The sequence below is a fragment of the Candidatus Pantoea multigeneris genome, assembly GCF_011752615.1.
Taxonomy (GTDB): Bacteria; Pseudomonadota; Gammaproteobacteria; order Enterobacterales; family Enterobacteriaceae; genus Pantoea; species Pantoea multigeneris.
The window spans coordinates 78,852-97,255 of record NZ_VWXF01000001.1; the positions used below are offsets into that span (position 1 = coordinate 78,852).

Annotated in this window: 14 protein-coding genes and 1 other RNA gene; 4 read left to right on the top strand and 11 right to left on the bottom strand. The window is 53.0% G+C overall.

Annotated elements, in window-relative coordinates; all coding sequences use genetic code 11:
* Positions 1-5: 5 nt before the first annotated feature.
* Positions 6-3,059, bottom strand: coding sequence for a D-2-hydroxyglutarate dehydrogenase YdiJ (ydiJ, locus tag F3J40_RS00375; RefSeq protein WP_167011883.1), 3,054 nt, complete (start codon positions 3,057-3,059; stop codon positions 6-8).
* A gap of 208 nt (positions 3,060-3,267) precedes the next feature.
* Here ydiJ and ydiK point away from each other — a divergent pair, with 208 nt between their 5' ends.
* Positions 3,268-4,371 (top strand): AI-2E family transporter YdiK, encoded by a 1,104-nt coding sequence (gene ydiK, locus F3J40_RS00380; RefSeq protein WP_167011885.1) that lies wholly within the window; start codon positions 3,268-3,270, stop codon positions 4,369-4,371.
* Between the two features lie 251 nt (positions 4,372-4,622).
* Positions 4,623-4,729, top strand: an RNA gene (rprA, locus tag F3J40_RS00385) — antisense sRNA RprA.
* A 208-nt stretch (positions 4,730-4,937) separates the two neighbouring features.
* Here the strand turns inward: rprA and ppsA are convergent.
* Positions 4,938-7,313, bottom strand: coding sequence for a phosphoenolpyruvate synthase (gene ppsA / locus F3J40_RS00390; RefSeq protein WP_167011886.1), 2,376 nt, complete (start codon positions 7,311-7,313; stop codon positions 4,938-4,940).
* A gap of 427 nt (positions 7,314-7,740) precedes the next feature.
* Between ppsA and ppsR the strand changes: the two genes are divergently transcribed.
* Together ppsR and F3J40_RS00400 are read left to right on the top strand one after the other, a co-directional pair.
* Complete coding sequence (gene ppsR / locus F3J40_RS00395; RefSeq protein ID WP_167011888.1) at positions 7,741-8,568, top strand: posphoenolpyruvate synthetase regulatory kinase/phosphorylase PpsR; 828 nt, start codon at positions 7,741-7,743, stop codon at positions 8,566-8,568.
* A gap of 141 nt (positions 8,569-8,709) precedes the next feature.
* Entirely contained in the window at positions 8,710-9,756 is a 1,047-nt protein-coding gene (locus tag F3J40_RS00400; RefSeq protein ID WP_167011889.1) for a 3-deoxy-7-phosphoheptulonate synthase, read from the top strand.
* Between the two features lie 9 nt (positions 9,757-9,765).
* On the opposite strand, the gene F3J40_RS00405 is transcribed toward F3J40_RS00400, so the two are convergent.
* From F3J40_RS00405 to pheT, 9 genes are all read right to left on the bottom strand, one after another.
* Positions 9,766-11,199, bottom strand: a complete 1,434-nt coding sequence (locus F3J40_RS00405) for a protein adenylyltransferase SelO (RefSeq protein ID WP_167011890.1) — start codon at positions 11,197-11,199, stop codon at positions 9,766-9,768.
* 91 nt (positions 11,200-11,290) lie between these two features.
* Complete coding sequence (locus F3J40_RS00410) at positions 11,291-12,016, bottom strand: EAL domain-containing protein (RefSeq protein ID WP_167011892.1); 726 nt, start codon at positions 12,014-12,016, stop codon at positions 11,291-11,293.
* Between the two features lie 248 nt (positions 12,017-12,264).
* Positions 12,265-12,723 (bottom strand): C40 family peptidase, encoded by a 459-nt coding sequence (locus F3J40_RS00415; RefSeq protein WP_167011894.1) that lies wholly within the window; start codon positions 12,721-12,723, stop codon positions 12,265-12,267.
* 77 nt (positions 12,724-12,800) lie between these two features.
* Entirely contained in the window at positions 12,801-13,550 is a 750-nt protein-coding gene (gene btuD / locus F3J40_RS00420; RefSeq protein ID WP_167011896.1) for a vitamin B12 ABC transporter ATP-binding protein BtuD, read from the bottom strand.
* Positions 13,551-14,096 (bottom strand): glutathione peroxidase, encoded by a 546-nt coding sequence (locus F3J40_RS00425; protein WP_167011898.1) that lies wholly within the window; start codon positions 14,094-14,096, stop codon positions 13,551-13,553.
* A gap of 38 nt (positions 14,097-14,134) precedes the next feature.
* Complete coding sequence (gene btuC / locus F3J40_RS00430) at positions 14,135-15,118, bottom strand: vitamin B12 ABC transporter permease BtuC (RefSeq protein WP_167011900.1); 984 nt, start codon at positions 15,116-15,118, stop codon at positions 14,135-14,137.
* A gap of 97 nt (positions 15,119-15,215) precedes the next feature.
* Entirely contained in the window at positions 15,216-15,503 is a 288-nt protein-coding gene (locus tag F3J40_RS00435; RefSeq protein ID WP_167011901.1) for a DUF2502 domain-containing protein, read from the bottom strand.
* A 198-nt stretch (positions 15,504-15,701) separates the two neighbouring features.
* Entirely contained in the window at positions 15,702-16,004 is a 303-nt protein-coding gene (ihfA, locus tag F3J40_RS00440) for an integration host factor subunit alpha (RefSeq protein ID WP_003853259.1), read from the bottom strand.
* A 4-nt stretch (positions 16,005-16,008) separates the two neighbouring features.
* Positions 16,009-18,396, bottom strand: coding sequence for a phenylalanine--tRNA ligase subunit beta (gene pheT, locus F3J40_RS00445; protein ID WP_167011903.1), 2,388 nt, complete (start codon positions 18,394-18,396; stop codon positions 16,009-16,011).
* Positions 18,397-18,404 lie beyond the last annotated feature (8 nt).

Genomic DNA, 18,404 nt, shown 5'->3' on the forward strand with positions numbered 1-18,404 from the left:
TTTTTTTACAAAATTGTTAACAACGCCTGGAGTGGATGACGCATACCACTCCCTTCCATGCGTTTAACCTGGCTACGACAGGAGAAGCCGGTGGCCAGACAACGTTGTCGCGGCAGTTTTTCTAACTGCTGCTGCCATGACAGCGCATAAATCCCGCGTGAGTTTTCCAGGTTTTTACTTTCGTGACCATAGGTTCCCGCCATGCCACAGCAACCGACGTTGATGTTTTCCAGCTTCACGCCAAAGCGCGAGAAAATATCCCGCCACTGATCGGGCGTTGAAGGCAGTGAGGTCACTTCAGTACAGTGGGCAAACAGATACCAGGCTTCGCCGCTGGTGGGCTGAATGTTGCGTTCCGCCAGGGCGGTTTGCAGCCATTCGTGTACCAGCTGTACATGAAAATCACCCCGCTTGTCACCCAACGTCTGATTATATTCATCGCGATAGCAGAGCACCGTCGCCGGATCGACACCCACCATCGGCATACCCAGTTTTGCTACGCGATTGAGGAAATCAGCGGTTTTACTGGCGGTGCGTGCAAAACGTTGCAGGAAGCCTTTTACGTGCTGGGCTTTACCATTGGGTGAGAAAGGCAATAACACCGGACGCAGTCCCAGTTTCTCAATCAGGGCAATAAAGTCCGTGATCAGCTGCGCTTCATAGAAGCTGGTAAACGGATCCTGCACCACCAGCACATACTCGGCACGCTGCGTTACATCCAGCGCTTCTAGCTGCTCCAGCGTCATGTTCATCGCCGGGTGTCCGCTCAACTGCTGCTGCAAAGCGGGCGTCGAGAGCAGCGGTAAATCCACCATCCCGAGATGACGCTGACTCAGCGACTTCACCAACGGTTGCCTGAGGAAGAAGTTAAAGGTTTTTGGCGCTTTTGCCATTAACGGCGCATAACCTTCAACGGCGGCAACCAGATGATCGCCTACCGGGCGCAGATAGCGGGTGTGATAGAGCTGCAAGAAGCGCGAACGGAAGCTGGGTACATCAATTTTTATCGGGCACTGCGTGGAGCAGGCTTTACAGGCCAGGCACCCTGACATCGCCTCTTTCACTTCGTGGGAGAAGTCATATTCGCCCCGCTTGGCAAACCAGGTGTTACGCGTGCGGCTAATAAAGGTGCGCAGAGATAAACGATTTTCCGGCAGTTGCTTCTCCAACTGATTCGGGTCTACCCCCTGCTCAGCCAACAGACGCAGCCATTCACGCGTCAGCGTGGCGCGCCCTTTGGGCGAGTGAATACGGTTGCGGGTGATTTTCATCGACGGGCACATCGGGCTACGCGCATCAAAATTGAAGCACAGCCCATTGCCGTTACACTCCATCGCCCCGCGCCATTCGGTGCGTACGGTCAGCGGAATTTGTCGATCGTAGTAACCGCGCTTCACCGCATCCACCTGCATCATCGGGGCTTCGCTGCCGAGCGGCGTACAGATTTTGCCTGGATTGAGACGGTTATCGGGATCGAATACCGCCTTGATGCGGCGCAGTTCATTAAACAGGGTTTCGCCAAAGAACGCCGGGCTGTACTGAGCGCGGAAGCCTTTACCGTGTTCGCCCCACAGTAAGCCACCGTAGCGTGCGGTGAGCGCGACCACTTCATCGGAGATCTGTTTCATCATCATCTCCTGCTGCGGATCGCACATATCCAGCGCCGGGCGCACGTGTAAAACACCCGCATCCACGTGGCCAAACATACCGTAACTCAGCCCGTGCCCATCCAGCAGCGCGCGGAACTCCACAATATAGTCGGCAAGGTGCTCGGGGGGCACGGCAGTATCTTCAACAAACGGGATCGGCTTAGCGCGCCCTTTGGCGTTGCCTAACAGCCCCACCGCTTTCTTGCGCATATTGTAGATACGTTCAATGCCTTCAACGCTGTTGCACAGCTGATAGCCAATCACACCTGCCTGCTGTTGTGCCATCAGGCTATCGAGCCGTTCACACAGTGCATCAACCTGCCCCGCGATCTTCTCACCATCATCTCCGGCAAACTCGACCATGTTCAGGCCTTGCATATCTTTACCGGGAACATCGGTAATCAGCTCGTTCACGGAGTGCCAGACGATGTCTTCACGCGCCAGGTTTAACACGCGGGAATCCACGGTCTCGACTGAAAGGGCCTCTGCTTCCACCATAAAAGGAGCATTGCGCAGTGCCGAATCAAAGGAGTCATACTTGATGTTGATCAGCCGACGGACTTTAGGAATACGGGTGATATCCAGACGGGCTTCGGCGATAAACGCCAGCGTACCTTCAGCACCACACAGCAAGCGGGTCAGATCAAAGGTCTGCAGATCGTCGCTGAACACATGACGCAGGTCGTAGCCGGTGAGGAAGCGGTTGAGTTTCGGGAATTTCTCCAGAATCAGCTCGCGCTTATCGCGGCAGCTTTGCAGCACCGCGCGATAAATCCGCCCTTCACTGCTGTCGTTTTCTGCCAGGGTTTCCGCTAACTCGGTCGGCATGGCGCGCGTATCCAGAATGTCGCCACCCAGTAGCACGGCACGTAACCCGATCACATGGTCGGAGGTTTTTCCATAGACCAGAGAACCTTGCCCGGAAGCATCGGTATTGATCATGCCGCCCAGCGTGGCGCGGTTGCTGGTCGACAATTCTGGGGAGAAGAAATAACCGTAGGGTTTGAGATAAGCATTGAGCTGATCTTTCACCACCCCGGCTTCCACACGCACCCAACCCTCGTCGGGGTTGATCTCCAGGATGCGGTTCATATGCCGGGACATATCTACCACAATCCCCTGATTAAGCGACTGCCCGTTGGTGCCGGTGCCGCCGCCGCGAGGTGCGAATACCAGGCTGGCAAAACGCGGCTCTGCCGCCACGCGGGCGATCAAAGCGATATCTGCCGTGGAACGTGGGAACAGTGCTGCGTCAGGGAGTAACTGATAGATACTGTTATCGGTGGATAAGGAGAGACGATCAGCGTAGCTGGTGGCGTACTCGCCGGTGAATCCTTGCGCTTTTAAGGTTTCAAGGAATGTCAGCACCGTTTGGATCAGACCCGGTGCTTGCGATATTTGTGGGATCATTATTGTTAGGCCGCGATGTTGTAATCGTTTGCTTCTGTCATTCTGACGGAATCTCCCGTTTTATCACATTTTTTTGCTATCCGCTGTTTTTTCGCGGCGACTGATTTCCTCGCTTTTTCCTGGTGTTCAAATCTCCCCAGATCGCTCATGATTAAGGTGGGTGCTCGCCACCCCCCCCTAAAGGAGTTTATGAGGTCACAACGTTTCTATGAAAAACCTGCAACGTGGTACGGATTTACCGCAAGTCCTGTTTACCCTGATGTTTATATTGGTGATGATTGCTGCCTGCCTGTGGGTCGTGCAGCCCTTCATTCTTGGTTTTACCTGGGCCTGTATGGTGGTTATCGCCACCTGGCCATTGATGCTGAAATTACAGAAGCTGTTGTGGGGGCGACGCTCACTGGCGGTTTTTGCCATGACCATTCTGCTGTTGCTGCTGTTCATTTTCCCGATAGCTCTGCTGGTTAGCAGCCTGATTGATAATAGCGCACCGTTGATCGCCTGGATCTCAAAAGGCCATGTCGAACTGCCGGAACTGCTCTGGTTGCAGGAAGTCCCCTACTTTGGCGATAAGCTCTACCATAGCTATCACACCCTGGTCGCCGGTGGCGGCGCTGCGATTATGGCAAAGGTACAACCTTATCTCGGACGTACCACCGGCTTCTTTGTTTCTCAGGCGGGGCATTTTGGTCGCTTCTTTATTCACCTTGCCGTGATGTTGTTGTTTAGCGTGCTGCTTTATTGGCGTGGTGAGCGCGTTGCCTATGGTATTCGCCATTTTGCCTGCCGTATGGGCGGACGCCGTGGTGATGCTGCAGTGTTGTTGGCCGGTCAGGCAATTCGTTCTGTTGCACTGGGCGTAGTGGTTACGGCACTGGTTCAGGCGGTGTTGGGGGGTGTTGGTTTGGCCGTTGCAGGCGTTCCCTATGCCACGCTGCTTACTGTCGTGATTTTTATGTGTTGCCTGGTGCAGATTGGCCCTCTGCTGGTGTTGATTCCGGCCATCATCTGGCTCTACTACAGCGGCGATACCACCTGGGGTACGGTGTTGATTGTCTGGAGTTGCGTGGTTGCCACCCTGGATAACGTACTGCGCCCGATGTTGATTCGTATGGGTGCAGACTTACCGATCATTCTGATTCTCTCTGGGGTTATCGGCGGATTGGTTGCCTTTGGCATGATTGGCCTGTTCATTGGTCCAGTGGTACTGGCCGTCTCCTATCGCCTGGTGACGGTGTGGATCCATGAAGTCCCGGAACCGTCGCTGGATGCCTCACAAGTTATCGAAGCGCTTAACGACCACGACGAATAACACGTCGTTTGCCTTATCAGGGCGCATTAGCGCCCTGATGTTATCGCCAACTTTTTTCTGACGTTTGTTTAGCCAACTTAAACTAAAAAAAGCATTTACCCACCTATCCCGCATCCCACCGTAAAAAAACATTACTTTTCTCACAGTATAAGCTCTGGTAAGCTTGTCTCATGCTCGCTAAATATTACTGAGTTTAAACTATTAAGAGGATTCTTAATGACGCCGTCAAACGAAGCGAATAAGATAACGGTTAAGTTTTGAATCAACTGGTTGATTTATAAACACCCTTTCCCCTGAGTGAAGTAAAGAATTGCTGTGTGTAGTCTTTGCCCATCCAATGTGATGGGCTTTTTTTTGTCTGTGATTTATAGAAAGAAGTGCCGTTAAACGGCTAAAAACCGGCAGACTGGCGACCAAAGCTCGATTTTGTCGATTTCTTGCACAGTTAATCATCGGAAAAGAACGCATTAGCACAAGGGAAACATCAACGCAGCAGGGACAGGATGTGAGGATAAAAAAGGGGATGGCAAGAATGCCATCCCCATTGAACAGATTACCTGAACGGTTTAGTCAAGTTCAGCCAGGCTCAACCAGGTTTCCACCACGGTATCTGGGTTAAGCGACAGGCTATCAATGCCCTCTTCCATCAACCAGGCCGCGAAGTCCTGATGGTCCGACGGTCCCTGACCACAGATCCCGACATATTTGCCCTGCTTTTTCGCCGCGCGAATCGCCATAGACAGCAACGCCTTCACCGCCTCATTGCGCTCGTCGAACAGCGCAGAAACCACGCCTGAGTCACGGTCAAGGCCCAGCGCCAGCTGCGTCATATCGTTCGAGCCGATCGAGAAGCCGTCAAAGTGCTCAAGGAACTGTTCAGCCAACAGCGCATTGGAAGGGATCTCACACATCATGATCACTTTCAGGCCATTTTCGCCACGCTTCAGCCCCTGTTTAGCCAGCTCAGCCACGACCGCTTCTGCCTGCGCCACGGTGCGCACAAACGGGATCATGATCTCAACGTTGGTTAAGCCCATCTCATTACGGACGCGCTTAACCGCTTCACACTCCAGCGCAAAGCAATCACGGAAGCTATCCGCCACATAGCGCCCAGCACCACGGAAGCCCAGCATCGGGTTCTCTTCTTCCGGTTCGTAACGTTCGCCGCCCACCAGGTTGGCGTACTCATTAGACTTAAAGTCTGAGAGGCGCACGATGACACGTTTCGGGGCAAAAGCAGCACCCAACGTCGCGATGCCTTCTGTTAAACGCGCAATGTAGAACTCAACCGGATCATCAAACCCTTTCATTAACTGACGGATCTGCTGTTGGATCTCCGGCGTTTGCTGATCAAACTCCAGCAATGCACGCGGGTGAACACCAATCATACGGTTAATGATGAACTCCAGACGCGCCAGACCCACACCTTCATTTGGCAGGCAGGCAAAGTCAAACGCCCGGTCCGGGTTACCCACGTTCATCATGATTTTCAGCGGCAGATCAGGCATTTTGTCTACGCGTGAACTGGTGATATCGAAATCCAGCAGATCGTCGTAGACATAACCCGTGTCACCTTCCGCACAGGAAACCGTCACTTTATGGCCTTCCTGGATACGGTCAGTGGCATCGCCACAGCCAACGACCGCAGGAATGCCCAGCTCACGCGCGATGATTGCGGCATGGCAGGTACGTCCACCTCGGTTGGTCACAATGGCGGAGGCTTTCTTCATGATCGGTTCCCAATCCGGGTCGGTCATGTCGGTCACCAGCACATCGCCTTTTTCAATCCGGTTCATCTCACTGATGTCATGGATAACTTTCACCGGACCCGCGCCAATACGGTGGCCGATCGCACGTCCTTCGGTGACCACTTTACCGCGCGCTTGCAGGGTATAGCGTTCCATCACCTGACCGTTTGAACGGACCGTTTCTGGACGAGCCTGCACAATAAACAGCTTACCGGTGTGGCCATCTTTGGCCCACTCAATGTCCATCGGCCGTTTGTAGTGCTGCTCAATCAGCACCGCCTGATGCGCCAGCGCCTGAACTTCGTCATCGGTTAACGAGAAGCGGTCGCGGTCAGCTTCAGGCACATCTTCAATGCGTACCTGCTCACCGTGCTCTCTGGAATCACCGTACACCATACGGACTTTTTTCGAACCCATGGTGCGACGCACAATGGCTGGACGTTTCGCCGCCAACGTTGGTTTGTGCACATAGAATTCGTCAGGGTTAACCGCACCCTGCACCACCATTTCCCCGAGACCAAACGCCGAGGTAATAAATACCACCTGATCAAAACCAGATTCAGTATCAATGGTGAACATCACACCAGAGGACGCCAGGTCAGACCGGACCATCCGCTGGATACCGGCAGATAACGCCACGCCACGGTGATCGTAACCCTGGTGTACGCGATAAGAGATAGCGCGGTCGTTAAACAGCGAAGCATAGACGTGCTTCACCGCAACCATCACGGCCTCAATGCCCTGCACGTTAAGGAATGTTTCCTGCTGGCCGGCAAACGAGGCATCCGGCATATCTTCTGCGGTCGCAGAGGATCGCACAGCAAATGACGCTTCGTGGTCATCTGCTGAAAGTTGTTCATAAGCAGCCAGAATAGCGGCTTCCAGTTCAGGCTGGAACGGTGTTTCCACCACCCACTGGCGGATCTGTTTACCTGCCTGTGCCAGCGCGTCAACATCGTCGATATCAGTCTGGTCTAACAGCTGATAGATGCGTTGATTCAGGCCGCTCTGCTCCAGGAATTGATTAAACGCGTAAGATGTCGTGGCATAGCCGTTAGGCACGGAAACGCCGAGAGACGACAAATTAGTAATCATTTCACCGAGGGAAGCATTCTTACCGCCTACCTGATCAACATCATGCATACCCAGCTGGTTGTACCAGAGCACGAGCGACTGTTCGCCTACGTTGGACATTGCAATTATCCTTTTCTTTGAATGGTCACATGGATCATTTTGCTATTCGCAGACACCACACTCGCACAATTCCGGATTATTTACTAATTGTTGAATCGTGAAAGCGTGAAAGAAAACACACTTTCAGACAATTACCGGCAGGGCAGCACTGTTGCGCAAATCGCTATCTGCAAAACAGCAGAAAAATAACTAATCCTTAAAATTCATAATGATAAAAGAATTCAATTTTGCGCAATAAAATAAAAATCCCACGGGCATTTCATTTATTGCCTGTATTCAGCGGATAATTGAGGTGCTAAAGTCTGTTTCAAACTGGAATAGGAAAATAAAATCCATTTTATGTTTTTTTGGATTTTTTATTTCAATTAGCACTTTGCATCGACTCTGTTAATGTAATGTAAATTAATTCGCACTCGCAGGTTCAATCATGACAACTGAAAGAAGCGTGTTTTATATCTCGGATGGCACCGCCATCACCGCTGAAGTGTTAGGCCATGCCGTTCTGTCACAGTTTCCCGTGGGAACACAAAGTGTGACGCTGCCGTTTGTGGAGAATGAGCAACGCGCGCTGGCCGTTAAAGCGCAGATCAACACCCTGTATGAGAAAAGCGGGATTCGCCCGCTGGTGTTTTTCTCGATTGTGACGCCTGAAGTGCGGGAGATCATTTTGCAAAGTGAGGGATTTTGCCAGGATATCGTGCAATCACTGGTGGCCCCACTGCAACAAGAGCTCGGCGTTCCCCCCTCTCCCATTGCCCATCGCGCCTACGGACTGACAGCCAGTAACCTGGGCAAATATGATGCGCGTATTGCGGCCATCGACTATACGTTAGCCCATGATGACGGCATTTCTCTGCGCGGGTTGGAAGATGCACAGGTGATCCTGCTGGGGGTTTCACGCTGTGGTAAAACGCCTACCAGCCTCTATCTGGCGATGCAGTTCGGTATTCGTGCCGCTAACTACCCCTTTATTGCGGATGATATGGATAACCTCAAATTGCCTGCCGCACTGCGGCCCTTCCAGCACAAGCTGTTTGGCCTGACTATCGATCCGGAACGGCTCTCTGCCATTCGCCAGGAGCGGGCGGTCAACACGCGCTATGCCTCTATGCGCCAGTGCCGCCTTGAGGTTGGCGAAGTCGAAGCGCTGTTCCGCACCCATAAAATTCGTTATCTCAACAGTACCAATTACTCTGTTGAAGAGATTGCTACGCGCATTCTCGATATCACCGGTCTGACGCGCCGTATGTTCTGACGTCAATTTGTAAAGCCAGGCTGCCGCTTAGCAAGCGGAAAGATGCACATTCAGTGGGTTGAATTCGCTGCTATTTGCTTTATCGTGACCAGCATAACTTCCCGGTATTTCACCGTGCGAAGACCCAATTCTGGATCCACCATGACAAAGACAGATGAATTACGTACCGCACGTATCGGTAGCCTGATTACGCCAGCCCAGCTGGCCGATGCCCACCCGATTACTGATGACATTGCCGCCCGCGTGACGGCTGCGCGCCAGCGCATTGGCCGCATTTTGACCGGAGAAGATCGCCGCCTGTTAGTGATTGTCGGCCCCTGCTCAATCCACGATCCTCACGCCGCCGTTGACTATGCGACACGTTTACAGGCCTTGCGTGAACGCTACCAGGATCGGCTCGAGATTGTTATGCGCGCCTATTTCGAAAAGCCGCGCACCGTCGTGGGCTGGAAGGGGCTGATTTCCGATCCCGGCCTTGACGGCAGCCTGGATATCAATCGCGGCCTTGCCCTGGCACGTAAGGTGCTGCTTGATATCAACCGTCTGGGTATGCCGACCGCCACCGAATTTCTCGATATGGTGACCGGGCAATTTATTGCTGACCTGATCAGTTGGGGAGCCATTGGCGCACGTACCACCGAAAGTCAGATCCATCGTGAAATGGCTTCCGCCCTCTCTTGTCCGGTAGGCTTTAAAAACGGTACCGATGGCAACGTGCAAATTGCGGTGGATGCTATCCGCGCGGCACGCGTCAGCCACATGTTCCTCTCGCCGGATAAAACCGGTCAGATGACGATTTACCAGACCAGCGGCAATCCCCATGGGCATGTCATTCTGCGCGGCGGCAAACAACCGAACTACAGTGCGGTGGATGTGGCGGAGGCAGCACAAGCGCTGCAACAGCATCATCTGCCCGGTCAGTTAGTGATTGATTTCAGCCACGCCAACTGTGCAAAACAGCATCGTCGTCAGCGTGATGTCGCAGTGGATATCGCTCAGCAACTGCGCGACCGTTCGCTTAACGTCGCCGGCGTGATGATTGAAAGTTTCCTGCAGGAGGGGAATCAGAAAGTGGTGGCAGGCCAACCGCTGACCTACGGCCAGTCGATTACTGACCCTTGCCTTGGCTGGGAAGATACTGAAGAGGTACTGGCGATGCTGGCAGAAGCCGTTACGCATCGCCTGTAAACGCAGGGTTTAGCTGGAACAACTCACTTCCAGCGTTTTCCCCCACTCCGGAGGCCGCTGGCGCAAGTCGCTGGCGGTCTCATGGCTATAGGGGGTTTGTAGCGCCTGATGCAGCCGTGCCAGCGCCGTGGTATCCCCAAGCTCCGCCCCTTCAATCGCCTGTTGTGCCAGATAATTGCGCAGCACCAGTGCGGGGTTCGCCGCCTGCATCACCTGCTGTCTCTGCTCATCCGTCGCTTCGTCCTGAAGCAAACGCACACGATAGCGTTGATACCAGGCATCAAACGCTTCACGATCGATAAATTCATCGCGCAACGGTGAGCGGGTGCTGTGCTGCTCGGTATCGCTCAGTAGTCGGAAGGTCAGAGTATAATCACTGCGCTCTTGCGCCATTAAGCCCAACAGTTCGGTCAAAATCGCGTTGTCATTGGCATCTGGCGTCAGCAAGCCCAGCTTCGCACGCATCTTTTCGCCCCAGACGCGCATGAGTTCAGGCTCATAGCCCGCCAGCGCCTGTTTTAGCTGTTCCGTGGTGAGCAGCCCTGACAAACTGTGTGCCAGCCGGTTCAGGTTCCATAGCCCCACAACAGGTTGATTATCAAAAGCATATCGCCCCTGATGATCGCTATGGTTGCAGATGAAATCGGGCTGATAATCATCCATGAAGCCAAACGGACCATAGTCGAGGGTTAGCCCAAGAATCGACATGTTATCGGTGTTCATTACGCCATGCGCAAACCCCACGCTTTGCCAACTGGCGATCAACCGTGCAGTACGCAACACAATGTCGCTGAACCACAGCAGGTAGCGGTCCTCTTCATCCTGCCACTGCGGCCAGTGGTGACGAATGGCGTAATCAGCTAATTGCTGTACTTTATCTTGTTGTTTAGCATAGAAAAAGTGCTCAAAGTGGCCAAAGCGCAAGTGACTCTCAGCGATACGCATCAGCGTAGCACCGCGCTCGGTGGTTTCCCGGTACACCGGTTCATCGCTGATAGCGATCGCCAGCGCGCGGGTGGTGGGGATGCCTAAATGGTGTAACGCCTCAGAAGCCAGGAATTCACGCACACTGGAGCGGATCACGGCGCGCCCATCCCCCATACGTGAGTAGGGCGTTAAACCGGCACCTTTGAGATGCCAGTCAACTTTGCGCCCATCGGCCAGACGTTGTTCACCCAATAACAGGCCTCGGCCATCGCCTAATTGCCCGGCCCAGACACCAAACTGATGGCCACTGTAGACCTGTGCCAACGGGCGCATGCCTGGCAGTAGCTGTGCGCCATGCCATACACCCTGGCTGGCATCAAACAACGCGGGTGCCAGTTCGAGTTCTTCGGCTAATGGAATGTTGTGGTACAACAGACGCCCTCCCGTCAGAGGGGTGGGCATTACGGGAGAATAACAGTCTGCCAGTTCATCGAACCAGCTGGTAATAAAGGACATAATCACTCCTGCATGTTGCGTGTGCGCGACATGCTTTGGCTGCTTTGCTTACAGTTTACCTCTGATTCCATAAGCAAAACAGCCGTGGTGATTAAACAGGCTGTGTGATCTCCGGTGCAGGATTAACCGGACACCAGGTGGATATTTCATGAGCAGCTATCGCCGGGAAAACTCGCCCCTGAATTAAGGATCCACTGATCCCACTCAGGTTTGCCAGCATCTCTTCATTATCGATACCACTAATAATTACCCCCTCACTGTGGCTGCGGAAATTATCGACGATACTCTGAGTAAATGCCTGGAATGAACTTCGGCGCGCCAGCGCGTGAATAAACTTCTCATCCAGTCTCAGGCAGCTAAAAAGATTATCATAAACCGCATTAGCGGTGGTTTGCCCTGCACCAAAACGCGAGAGCGATAGCCTGAATTGCTGTGCCAGCGACGCTAATAATGGATCATTTTTACCCAGGGACAACTGTGGAAACGACTCATCAATATCCAGCAAAAGAAAACTCAGCTGTTTTATTCGACGAACCAGTAATTCGCTGATCAACATCGACTGCACCATTGGGTAATCCAACGGTAGAATGATGTTAATATTGTGCGCCGTAAAACACCCGGCATTACTCTCAATCAAGCTAATTTGTCTTTGTAGCAGCCACATACGGTGCATCTCGTCCAGTTGAGATAAAAGCACCTCTGTACCTGCTCGTGTTAACTGGCTGTGCAGCACAAATGCAGCCAGCCCCCCAGCAGCGTTATAAACAGGATAAAACCAAAATTCCGACTGAATGTCGGCAGAAGATTCAATTTTCATTTCTACAGCCAGTAATAGTGGCAACCCTTAGATCCTATCTCATAGAAAACGGACTCGCAACTGCGACAAACCTCAGAGAAGAGTAACAACTTGTCCGTTAAAGTTCGGTTAAACAACGTTTTTATTCCCTAAGCCAAATAGCCGCGTTTTTATTTGAGTTATTACTGCACTTCGTGCAGAGGCCTATTTTTCTCTCAATCTGTCACGACATATGCAGACAGACATCGCATCCCTATTTCCCCTGACTTTTATAATCGTCTTGCCTGCCAGAATACTTTTCGCCAGTAGCTATTATTCAAAGACGATCGCGTGACACCAACACGGGTAGAGGCATGAATGAAGGTGTTATCACGATCGTAGATCCCGACATGCAAACCATTCTCCCCCTCGCCGGTTTTAAAGAACACCAAATCACCTGGCACTAAATCCTCTTTACGCACACGCGTTCCAAGATCGCTCTGTTCACGCGTAGAACGGGGAAGCTGCATCTCAAACCTGTCGCGGAAGGTCAGATAGACAAACCCGGAGCAGTCTACCCCTCTGTGGCTCAAACCACCGTAACGATAAGGGGTGCCGTGCCAACGTCCAAGTTGCTGATTAAGTTGCACCGCCACGGCGCGGGAATCGGACAAACGACCGGAGGGGGAAGGCGCATGATGTGAACAGCCAACCAAAAATAACACCAGTAAAAGAATCCCTGTGCGCATGGTTTTTATCCTTTTATCGTCTTTTACAGGTAACGGCAGATAATGTAGCGGGAAATAATCCCCTCAGGCAAGTTTTCTCAAACTGTGCTCAATAACCACGGCTGTTGCTCAAATTCGACCAACCGAAAAGCAAGGCCATATAACCGTGAAAGCCGTGCAGGCGTCATCACCTGTTGCGGGGTGCCCTGCGCAATAATTGTCCCCTCGCCCATCAGCCAGACTTCATCGGCATGATGCAGGCTGTGATTGAGATCATGACCGCTGGTGATCACCGTGACACCCTGTTCACACAGCGCCTTGATCACCGTGTCCATCATTTTTTGTTGCGCAATATCCAGCCCGGTGAGCGGCTCATCCATAATCAACAGCTTGCCTGCGGAGTTACAGACCGGATCGCACTGCAGTAATACCGCAGCCAGACGCACACGTTGCCACTCTCCGCCAGAGAGCTGAGTGATATTGCGGGCCAGCTTGTCGTGCAGCTGTAGCCGTTTTAATAGCGTTTCCAGTTGTGCGGATTGCGCCACGCCGGAAGATTGTTGGTGCAGTTGCAAATAGTGGTAAACCGGCATGCTGCTGGGTGCCGGCTGCTGCTGTGGTAACCAGGCACGCACTTTTGCCAGCTCAGCCCTTGACCACTGTTCCAGCTGACGCCCTTCCAGCCAGATATCCCCCTGCACCGGCTGAAGACCCGCCATTGCCGACAGCAACGTGCTTTTTCCGGCACCGTTAGGCCCCAATAAGTGCAGCAGGACACCGTGAGAAAGGGTAGCGGAGGTGGCAGAGAGACGCCCTGGCACCAGGGCATCTTTCAGGACTAACGGCATTTATTTTGCCAGTTCGGCTTGAATGCTGTTGCGGATAACAGCATCGTCCGGGGTCATATCCGGTGAGAAGCGCTGAATCACTTCACCCTGGCGATTAATCAGGAATTTTTCAAAATTCCACAGGATGTCACCAGCCTGCTTTGGCCCCTGCCCCTTATCCATCCTGCGTTGCAGGAAACCACTCTCTGCCGGGGTCTGAGCCTCTGGCTGTGCAGCAATCAACTGTTGATACAGTGGATGACGATGCTCACCATTGACATCGCCTTTCGCCAGCAGTGGGAAGCTGACACCATAGGTGGTGCTACAGAAGGTTTTGATCTCTTCGTTGCTGCCCGGTTCCTGCTCAAGGAACTGGTTGCACGGGAAACCTAATACGCTAAAGCCGCTGGACTGCCACTCCTGCTGTAACTTCTCCAGTTGTTCATACTGTGGCGTGAGACCACATTTAGAGGCGACGTTAACCACCAACAGGACCTTGCCCTGCCAGTGGCCCAGTGTGGTGTGTTCGCCTTCAATGGTCGTCACTTCGGTTTGGTAGATGCTCATGTCAGTTTCCCGTTGGGTTCATTCAGTGAGGATGCGCTTCAACGCGCTGTTTTTAACAATAAAGTGATAAACAGCGGAGCACCGACGGTGGCGGTTACCACGCCGATGGGTAGCTCCGCAGAAGTTAATACCAGTCGTGCCAGAATGTCCGATGCAAGCAGGACGCAAGCACCTGCCAGTGCACTACCCGGCAGCAGATACCGATGGTCGTTCATGCCGCTCAGGCGCAGCAGATGCGGGATAACTAAGCCGACAAAGCCAATGGCACCCGCCAGGGCAACGCTCAGGCCGACCAGCCAGCCTATCGCCAGTACCAGTAGATTGCGCCAGCGTAACAGCGACAACCCCAGTTGAAGCGCACTGGTTTCGCCCAATGCCAGTAAATTGAGTGGGCGTGCCGCCCTCATCAGTGCGAGGGTAACCGGGAGTAAACCCGCCATTAGCCCAGTGTAGCGCCAGTCAATGCCACTAAAGCTTCCCATCATCCAGTACATCAACTGACGCAAATCGAGACTGGTACTGAAATAGACAGCCCAGGTCATGGCCGCGCTGCAAATAATACCTAACGCAACACCGGTCAGTAATAAACGGCTGGTCGACATCTTCTGATGGGCGAAACGCAATAAAATCAACGTCATGATCAGTGCCCCGGCAATCGCCGCCAGGCTCAGACTCCACAGCGCACCGCTGCCAAGCAGCACAGCCAGCACCAGCCCGATGCCCGCGCCGTTGGATATCCCCAATAAACCGGGTTCCGCCAGAGGGTTGGTAAAAAGTGCCTGCATGACCACACCGCTGACGGCTAATGCCGCACCGACCAGCACCACGGCCAGGCTTCGTGGCAGACGAAGTTGCCAGACAAAGAGTCGGGCATCCACAGAGAGCCAGTGCTCAGGGCCAATCCAGCTTTCACCCGCACATAAACTGATGGCAAACAGCAGCAACAGCAACAGCGTTAGCGCGAAGAGCCTGCGACGATGACCTCGGGCGGCCTGATATGCAAATTGCTCCAGCAGAGCCATAGATAAGATCGGATGAGAAAACAGAGGTTTGATTGTAGTGCGATTGGCTGAAAAAGGAAGGAGCAATCTGCGGTGCCAGGAGGCACCGCAGTAAACCTTAGTGGCGAGGTGGTGCCTGGTCTTCGTGTGGTTTCATTGGTGCATGCTTGCCCGGAGGCTGTGCCTGCCAGCCGTTACCGTTCCAGTAACCGTGTGGGCCTTTCAGACCCACATTGCGGCCATGGTGATTTTTCCACCATGCTGGCTGACGCCACTGGTAACCATCCCAGTAGTTGCCGTGTTTATCACGTTCACCGGTCTGGAAGTGACCCGCAGGACCCGGATTTGCACTTGCCAGCAGCGGCATTCCTAACAGAATGCTTAAAAATAGGGCTGTCTTTTTCATCAGCTTTAACCTCTTGTTTTGTGTTGCAATGGTTATAGCAAACACCGTTCTTCGTCACTATCAGAGGTTGACGATTTGCGGGCTATTTTCCTGAGCCTTACGGAAAACTAACACTGTGGAGAGATCGTGAAAGGCAGGAATACAATAAATTTTAGACATAAAAAAAGGCCGCATGAGCGGCCTTCTATTCAACTGAAATCAGTCAGTTTCTTTCGGTGTTGCATTTTCGACACGGCTTTTCAGTTTCTGTCCAGGTCGGAATGTCACAACGCGACGCGCAGTGATCGGGATATCTTCCCCGGTTTTCGGGTTTCTTCCCGGCCGCTGATTCTTGTCACGCAGGTCAAAGTTACCAAACCCGGACAATTTTACCTGTTCGCCGTTCTCAAGCGCGCGACGAACTTCTTCAAAAAACAGCTCAACCAGCTCTTTCGCATCGCGTTTACTTAACCCGAGCTTTTCAAACAGGTATTCAGACATTTCAGCTTTTGTAAGCGCCATAGGTTCAATCCCTCAAGGTTGCCTGGAATCGCTCTTTTAATGCCGCAACGCATCTGGCAACGGTCGCAGCAATCTCCTCTTCTTCGAGTGTCCGACTGGTATCCTGCAAAGTCAGGCTAATCGCGAGGCTCTTTTCACCCTCGTTCACGCCCTTACCACGGTACACGTCAAACAAGTTTACGCCAACTACCTGATTTGCGCCAACTTTCTTACACTCCGCGATAATATCTGCTGCAGGGACGTTTTCAGCTACGACTACAGCGATATCACGACGGTTTGCCGGGAAGCGTGAAATCTCTTTCGCATCAGGCAGGACGCGGTCTGCAACCTTATTCCACAGCAGTTCAAAGACTAAGGTGCGGCCATTAAGATCCAGCTTGCGTTCCAGCTCTGGGTGAATGACCCCGATAAATCCGATTTTTTCGTCGTGTAAATAAATTGCCGCGCTTTGTCCTGGATGTAGCGCTGGATTTGCTTCCGCACGGAAAGTAATCGCTTCTAACTTACCCGTTAATTCCAGGATCGACTCTAAATCGCCTTTCAAATCATAGAAGTCTACGGCCTGACGCGCCATGTCCCAATGTTCTTCAGTACGATGGCCACTCAGGACACCCGCCAGCATAAGATCCTGTTGAATGCCTAAATCAGCTTGAGGTTCTGGCACAAAGCGCAAACCGCTCTCAAACAGACGCACGCGGCCCTGTTGACGGTTCTGGTTATACACCACTGCGCTCAGCAAACCGGTCCACAGCGACAGACGCATTGCTGACATATCGCTTGAAATAGGGCTTGGCAGAATCAGGGCTTCTTCACCAGGGTGCAGCAACTGCTGTACTTTTGGATCAACAAAGCTGTAGGTAATCGCTTCCTGATAGCCTTTATCCACCAGCAGCGTTTTGACACGTTTCAGTGACAGCGCAGCTTCACGGTGTTCGGTCATGATAAGGCTCGCCTTGACCGGCACATCTGGAATGTTGTTGTAGCCGTAAATACGCGCCACTTCTTCCACCAGATCTTCTTCGATGGCCATATCGAAACGCCAGCCTGGCGCTACTGCTTGCCACTCACCTGCACCTACGGTCACTTCACAGCCGAGACGGGTCAGAATATCTGTGACCTGCTCATCGGCAATCACATGGCCAATCAGGCGGTCCAGCTTCTCACGACGCAGGGTGATGGTGGCGCGCGCTGGCAGTTCTTTTGCATCAGTCTGGTCGATAACCGGACCTGCCTGACCACCGCAGATTTCCAGCAGCAGTTGGGTTGCGCGTTCAATGGCTTTGTATTGCAGCGACGGGTCCACACCACGTTCATAGCGGTGTGAAGCATCGGTATGCAGGCCATGACGGCGTGCACGGCCAGTAATTGCCAGTGGCGCGAAGAATGCGCTCTCCAGCAGGACGTTTTGCGTCTCTTCGTTAACACCTGAGTGCTCACCACCAAAGATACCAGCCATGGCCAACGCTTTTTGCTGATCGGCAATCACCAGGGTGTCCTGGTTGAGTTTTGCTTCTGTGCCATCTAACAGCGTCAGCGCTTCGCCCTCTTCCGCCAGGCGCACCACAATGCCACCTTCAATGCGGTCAAGGTCAAAGGCGTGCATCGGCTGACCCAGCTCCAGCAACACATAGTTAGTGATATCCACCACCGGGTCGATGGAGCGGATACCGCAGCGACGCAGTTTTTCACGCATCCACAGTGGCGTAGCGGCTTTAACGTTGATGCCCTTAACCACACGGCCAAGGTAGCGCGGACATGCTGCGCTTGCTTCAACACGAATTGGCAAAGTGTCTGTCAGTGTTGCGGGTACCGCTTCGATAGCCGGCTCAGTCAATGGCAGACCATTCAATACGGCTACGTCACGTGCAATGCCCGCAATACCGAGGCAGTCGGCGCGGTTTGGCGTGACGCTGATCTCAATGGTGTTATCGTCTAAACGCAGGTAGCTGCGAATATCGGTGCCAATTGGTGCGTCTGCTGGCAGCTCAATGATGCCATCATGATCATCAGAAATACCCAGCTCGGAGAAGGAGCACAGCATCCCTTCAGAAGGCTCGCCACGCAGTTTGGCGGCTTTGATTTTGAAATCACCCGGCAGTACAGCACCCACGGTTGCCACAGCCACTTTCAGGCCCTGACGACAGTTTGGTGCACCACACACGATGTCCAGCAGACGCTCGCCACCGACGTTGATTTTGGTTACGCGCAGTTTATCCGCGTTTGGATGTTGGCCGCACTCAACCACTTCACCCACCACAACACCGTGAAAAGCACCCGCAACCGGGTCGAGGCCATCCACTTCCAGGCCTGCCATCGTAATTTGTTCAGACAGCGCTTCGCTGTCCAGGGCTGGATTTACCCATTCGCGTAACCAGAGTTCACTGAATTTCATTGGATAAT

What these genes read in the sequence shown, in the direction of transcription:
- ydiJ (WP_167011883.1), bottom strand. Translation starts at nt 3,059, where the DNA reads ATGATCCCACAAATATCGCAAGCACCGGGTCTGATCCAAACGGTGCTG.
- ydiK (WP_167011885.1), top strand. Translation starts at nt 3,268, where the DNA reads ATGAAAAACCTGCAACGTGGTACGGATTTACCGCAAGTCCTGTTTACC.
- ppsA (WP_167011886.1), bottom strand. Translation starts at nt 7,313, where the DNA reads ATGTCCAACGTAGGCGAACAGTCGCTCGTGCTCTGGTACAACCAGCTG.
- ppsR (WP_167011888.1), top strand. Translation starts at nt 7,741, where the DNA reads ATGACAACTGAAAGAAGCGTGTTTTATATCTCGGATGGCACCGCCATC.
- F3J40_RS00400 (WP_167011889.1), top strand. Translation starts at nt 8,710, where the DNA reads ATGACAAAGACAGATGAATTACGTACCGCACGTATCGGTAGCCTGATT.
- F3J40_RS00405 (WP_167011890.1), bottom strand. Translation starts at nt 11,199, where the DNA reads ATGTCCTTTATTACCAGCTGGTTCGATGAACTGGCAGACTGTTATTCT.
- F3J40_RS00410 (WP_167011892.1), bottom strand. Translation starts at nt 12,016, where the DNA reads ATGAAAATTGAATCTTCTGCCGACATTCAGTCGGAATTTTGGTTTTAT.
- F3J40_RS00415 (WP_167011894.1), bottom strand. Translation starts at nt 12,723, where the DNA reads ATGCGCACAGGGATTCTTTTACTGGTGTTATTTTTGGTTGGCTGTTCA.
- btuD (WP_167011896.1), bottom strand. Translation starts at nt 13,550, where the DNA reads ATGCCGTTAGTCCTGAAAGATGCCCTGGTGCCAGGGCGTCTCTCTGCC.
- F3J40_RS00425 (WP_167011898.1), bottom strand. Translation starts at nt 14,096, where the DNA reads ATGAGCATCTACCAAACCGAAGTGACGACCATTGAAGGCGAACACACC.
- btuC (WP_167011900.1), bottom strand. Translation starts at nt 15,118, where the DNA reads ATGGCTCTGCTGGAGCAATTTGCATATCAGGCCGCCCGAGGTCATCGT.
- F3J40_RS00435 (WP_167011901.1), bottom strand. Translation starts at nt 15,503, where the DNA reads ATGAAAAAGACAGCCCTATTTTTAAGCATTCTGTTAGGAATGCCGCTG.
- ihfA (WP_003853259.1), bottom strand. Translation starts at nt 16,004, where the DNA reads ATGGCGCTTACAAAAGCTGAAATGTCTGAATACCTGTTTGAAAAGCTC.
- pheT (WP_167011903.1), bottom strand. Translation starts at nt 18,396, where the DNA reads ATGAAATTCAGTGAACTCTGGTTACGCGAATGGGTAAATCCAGCCCTG.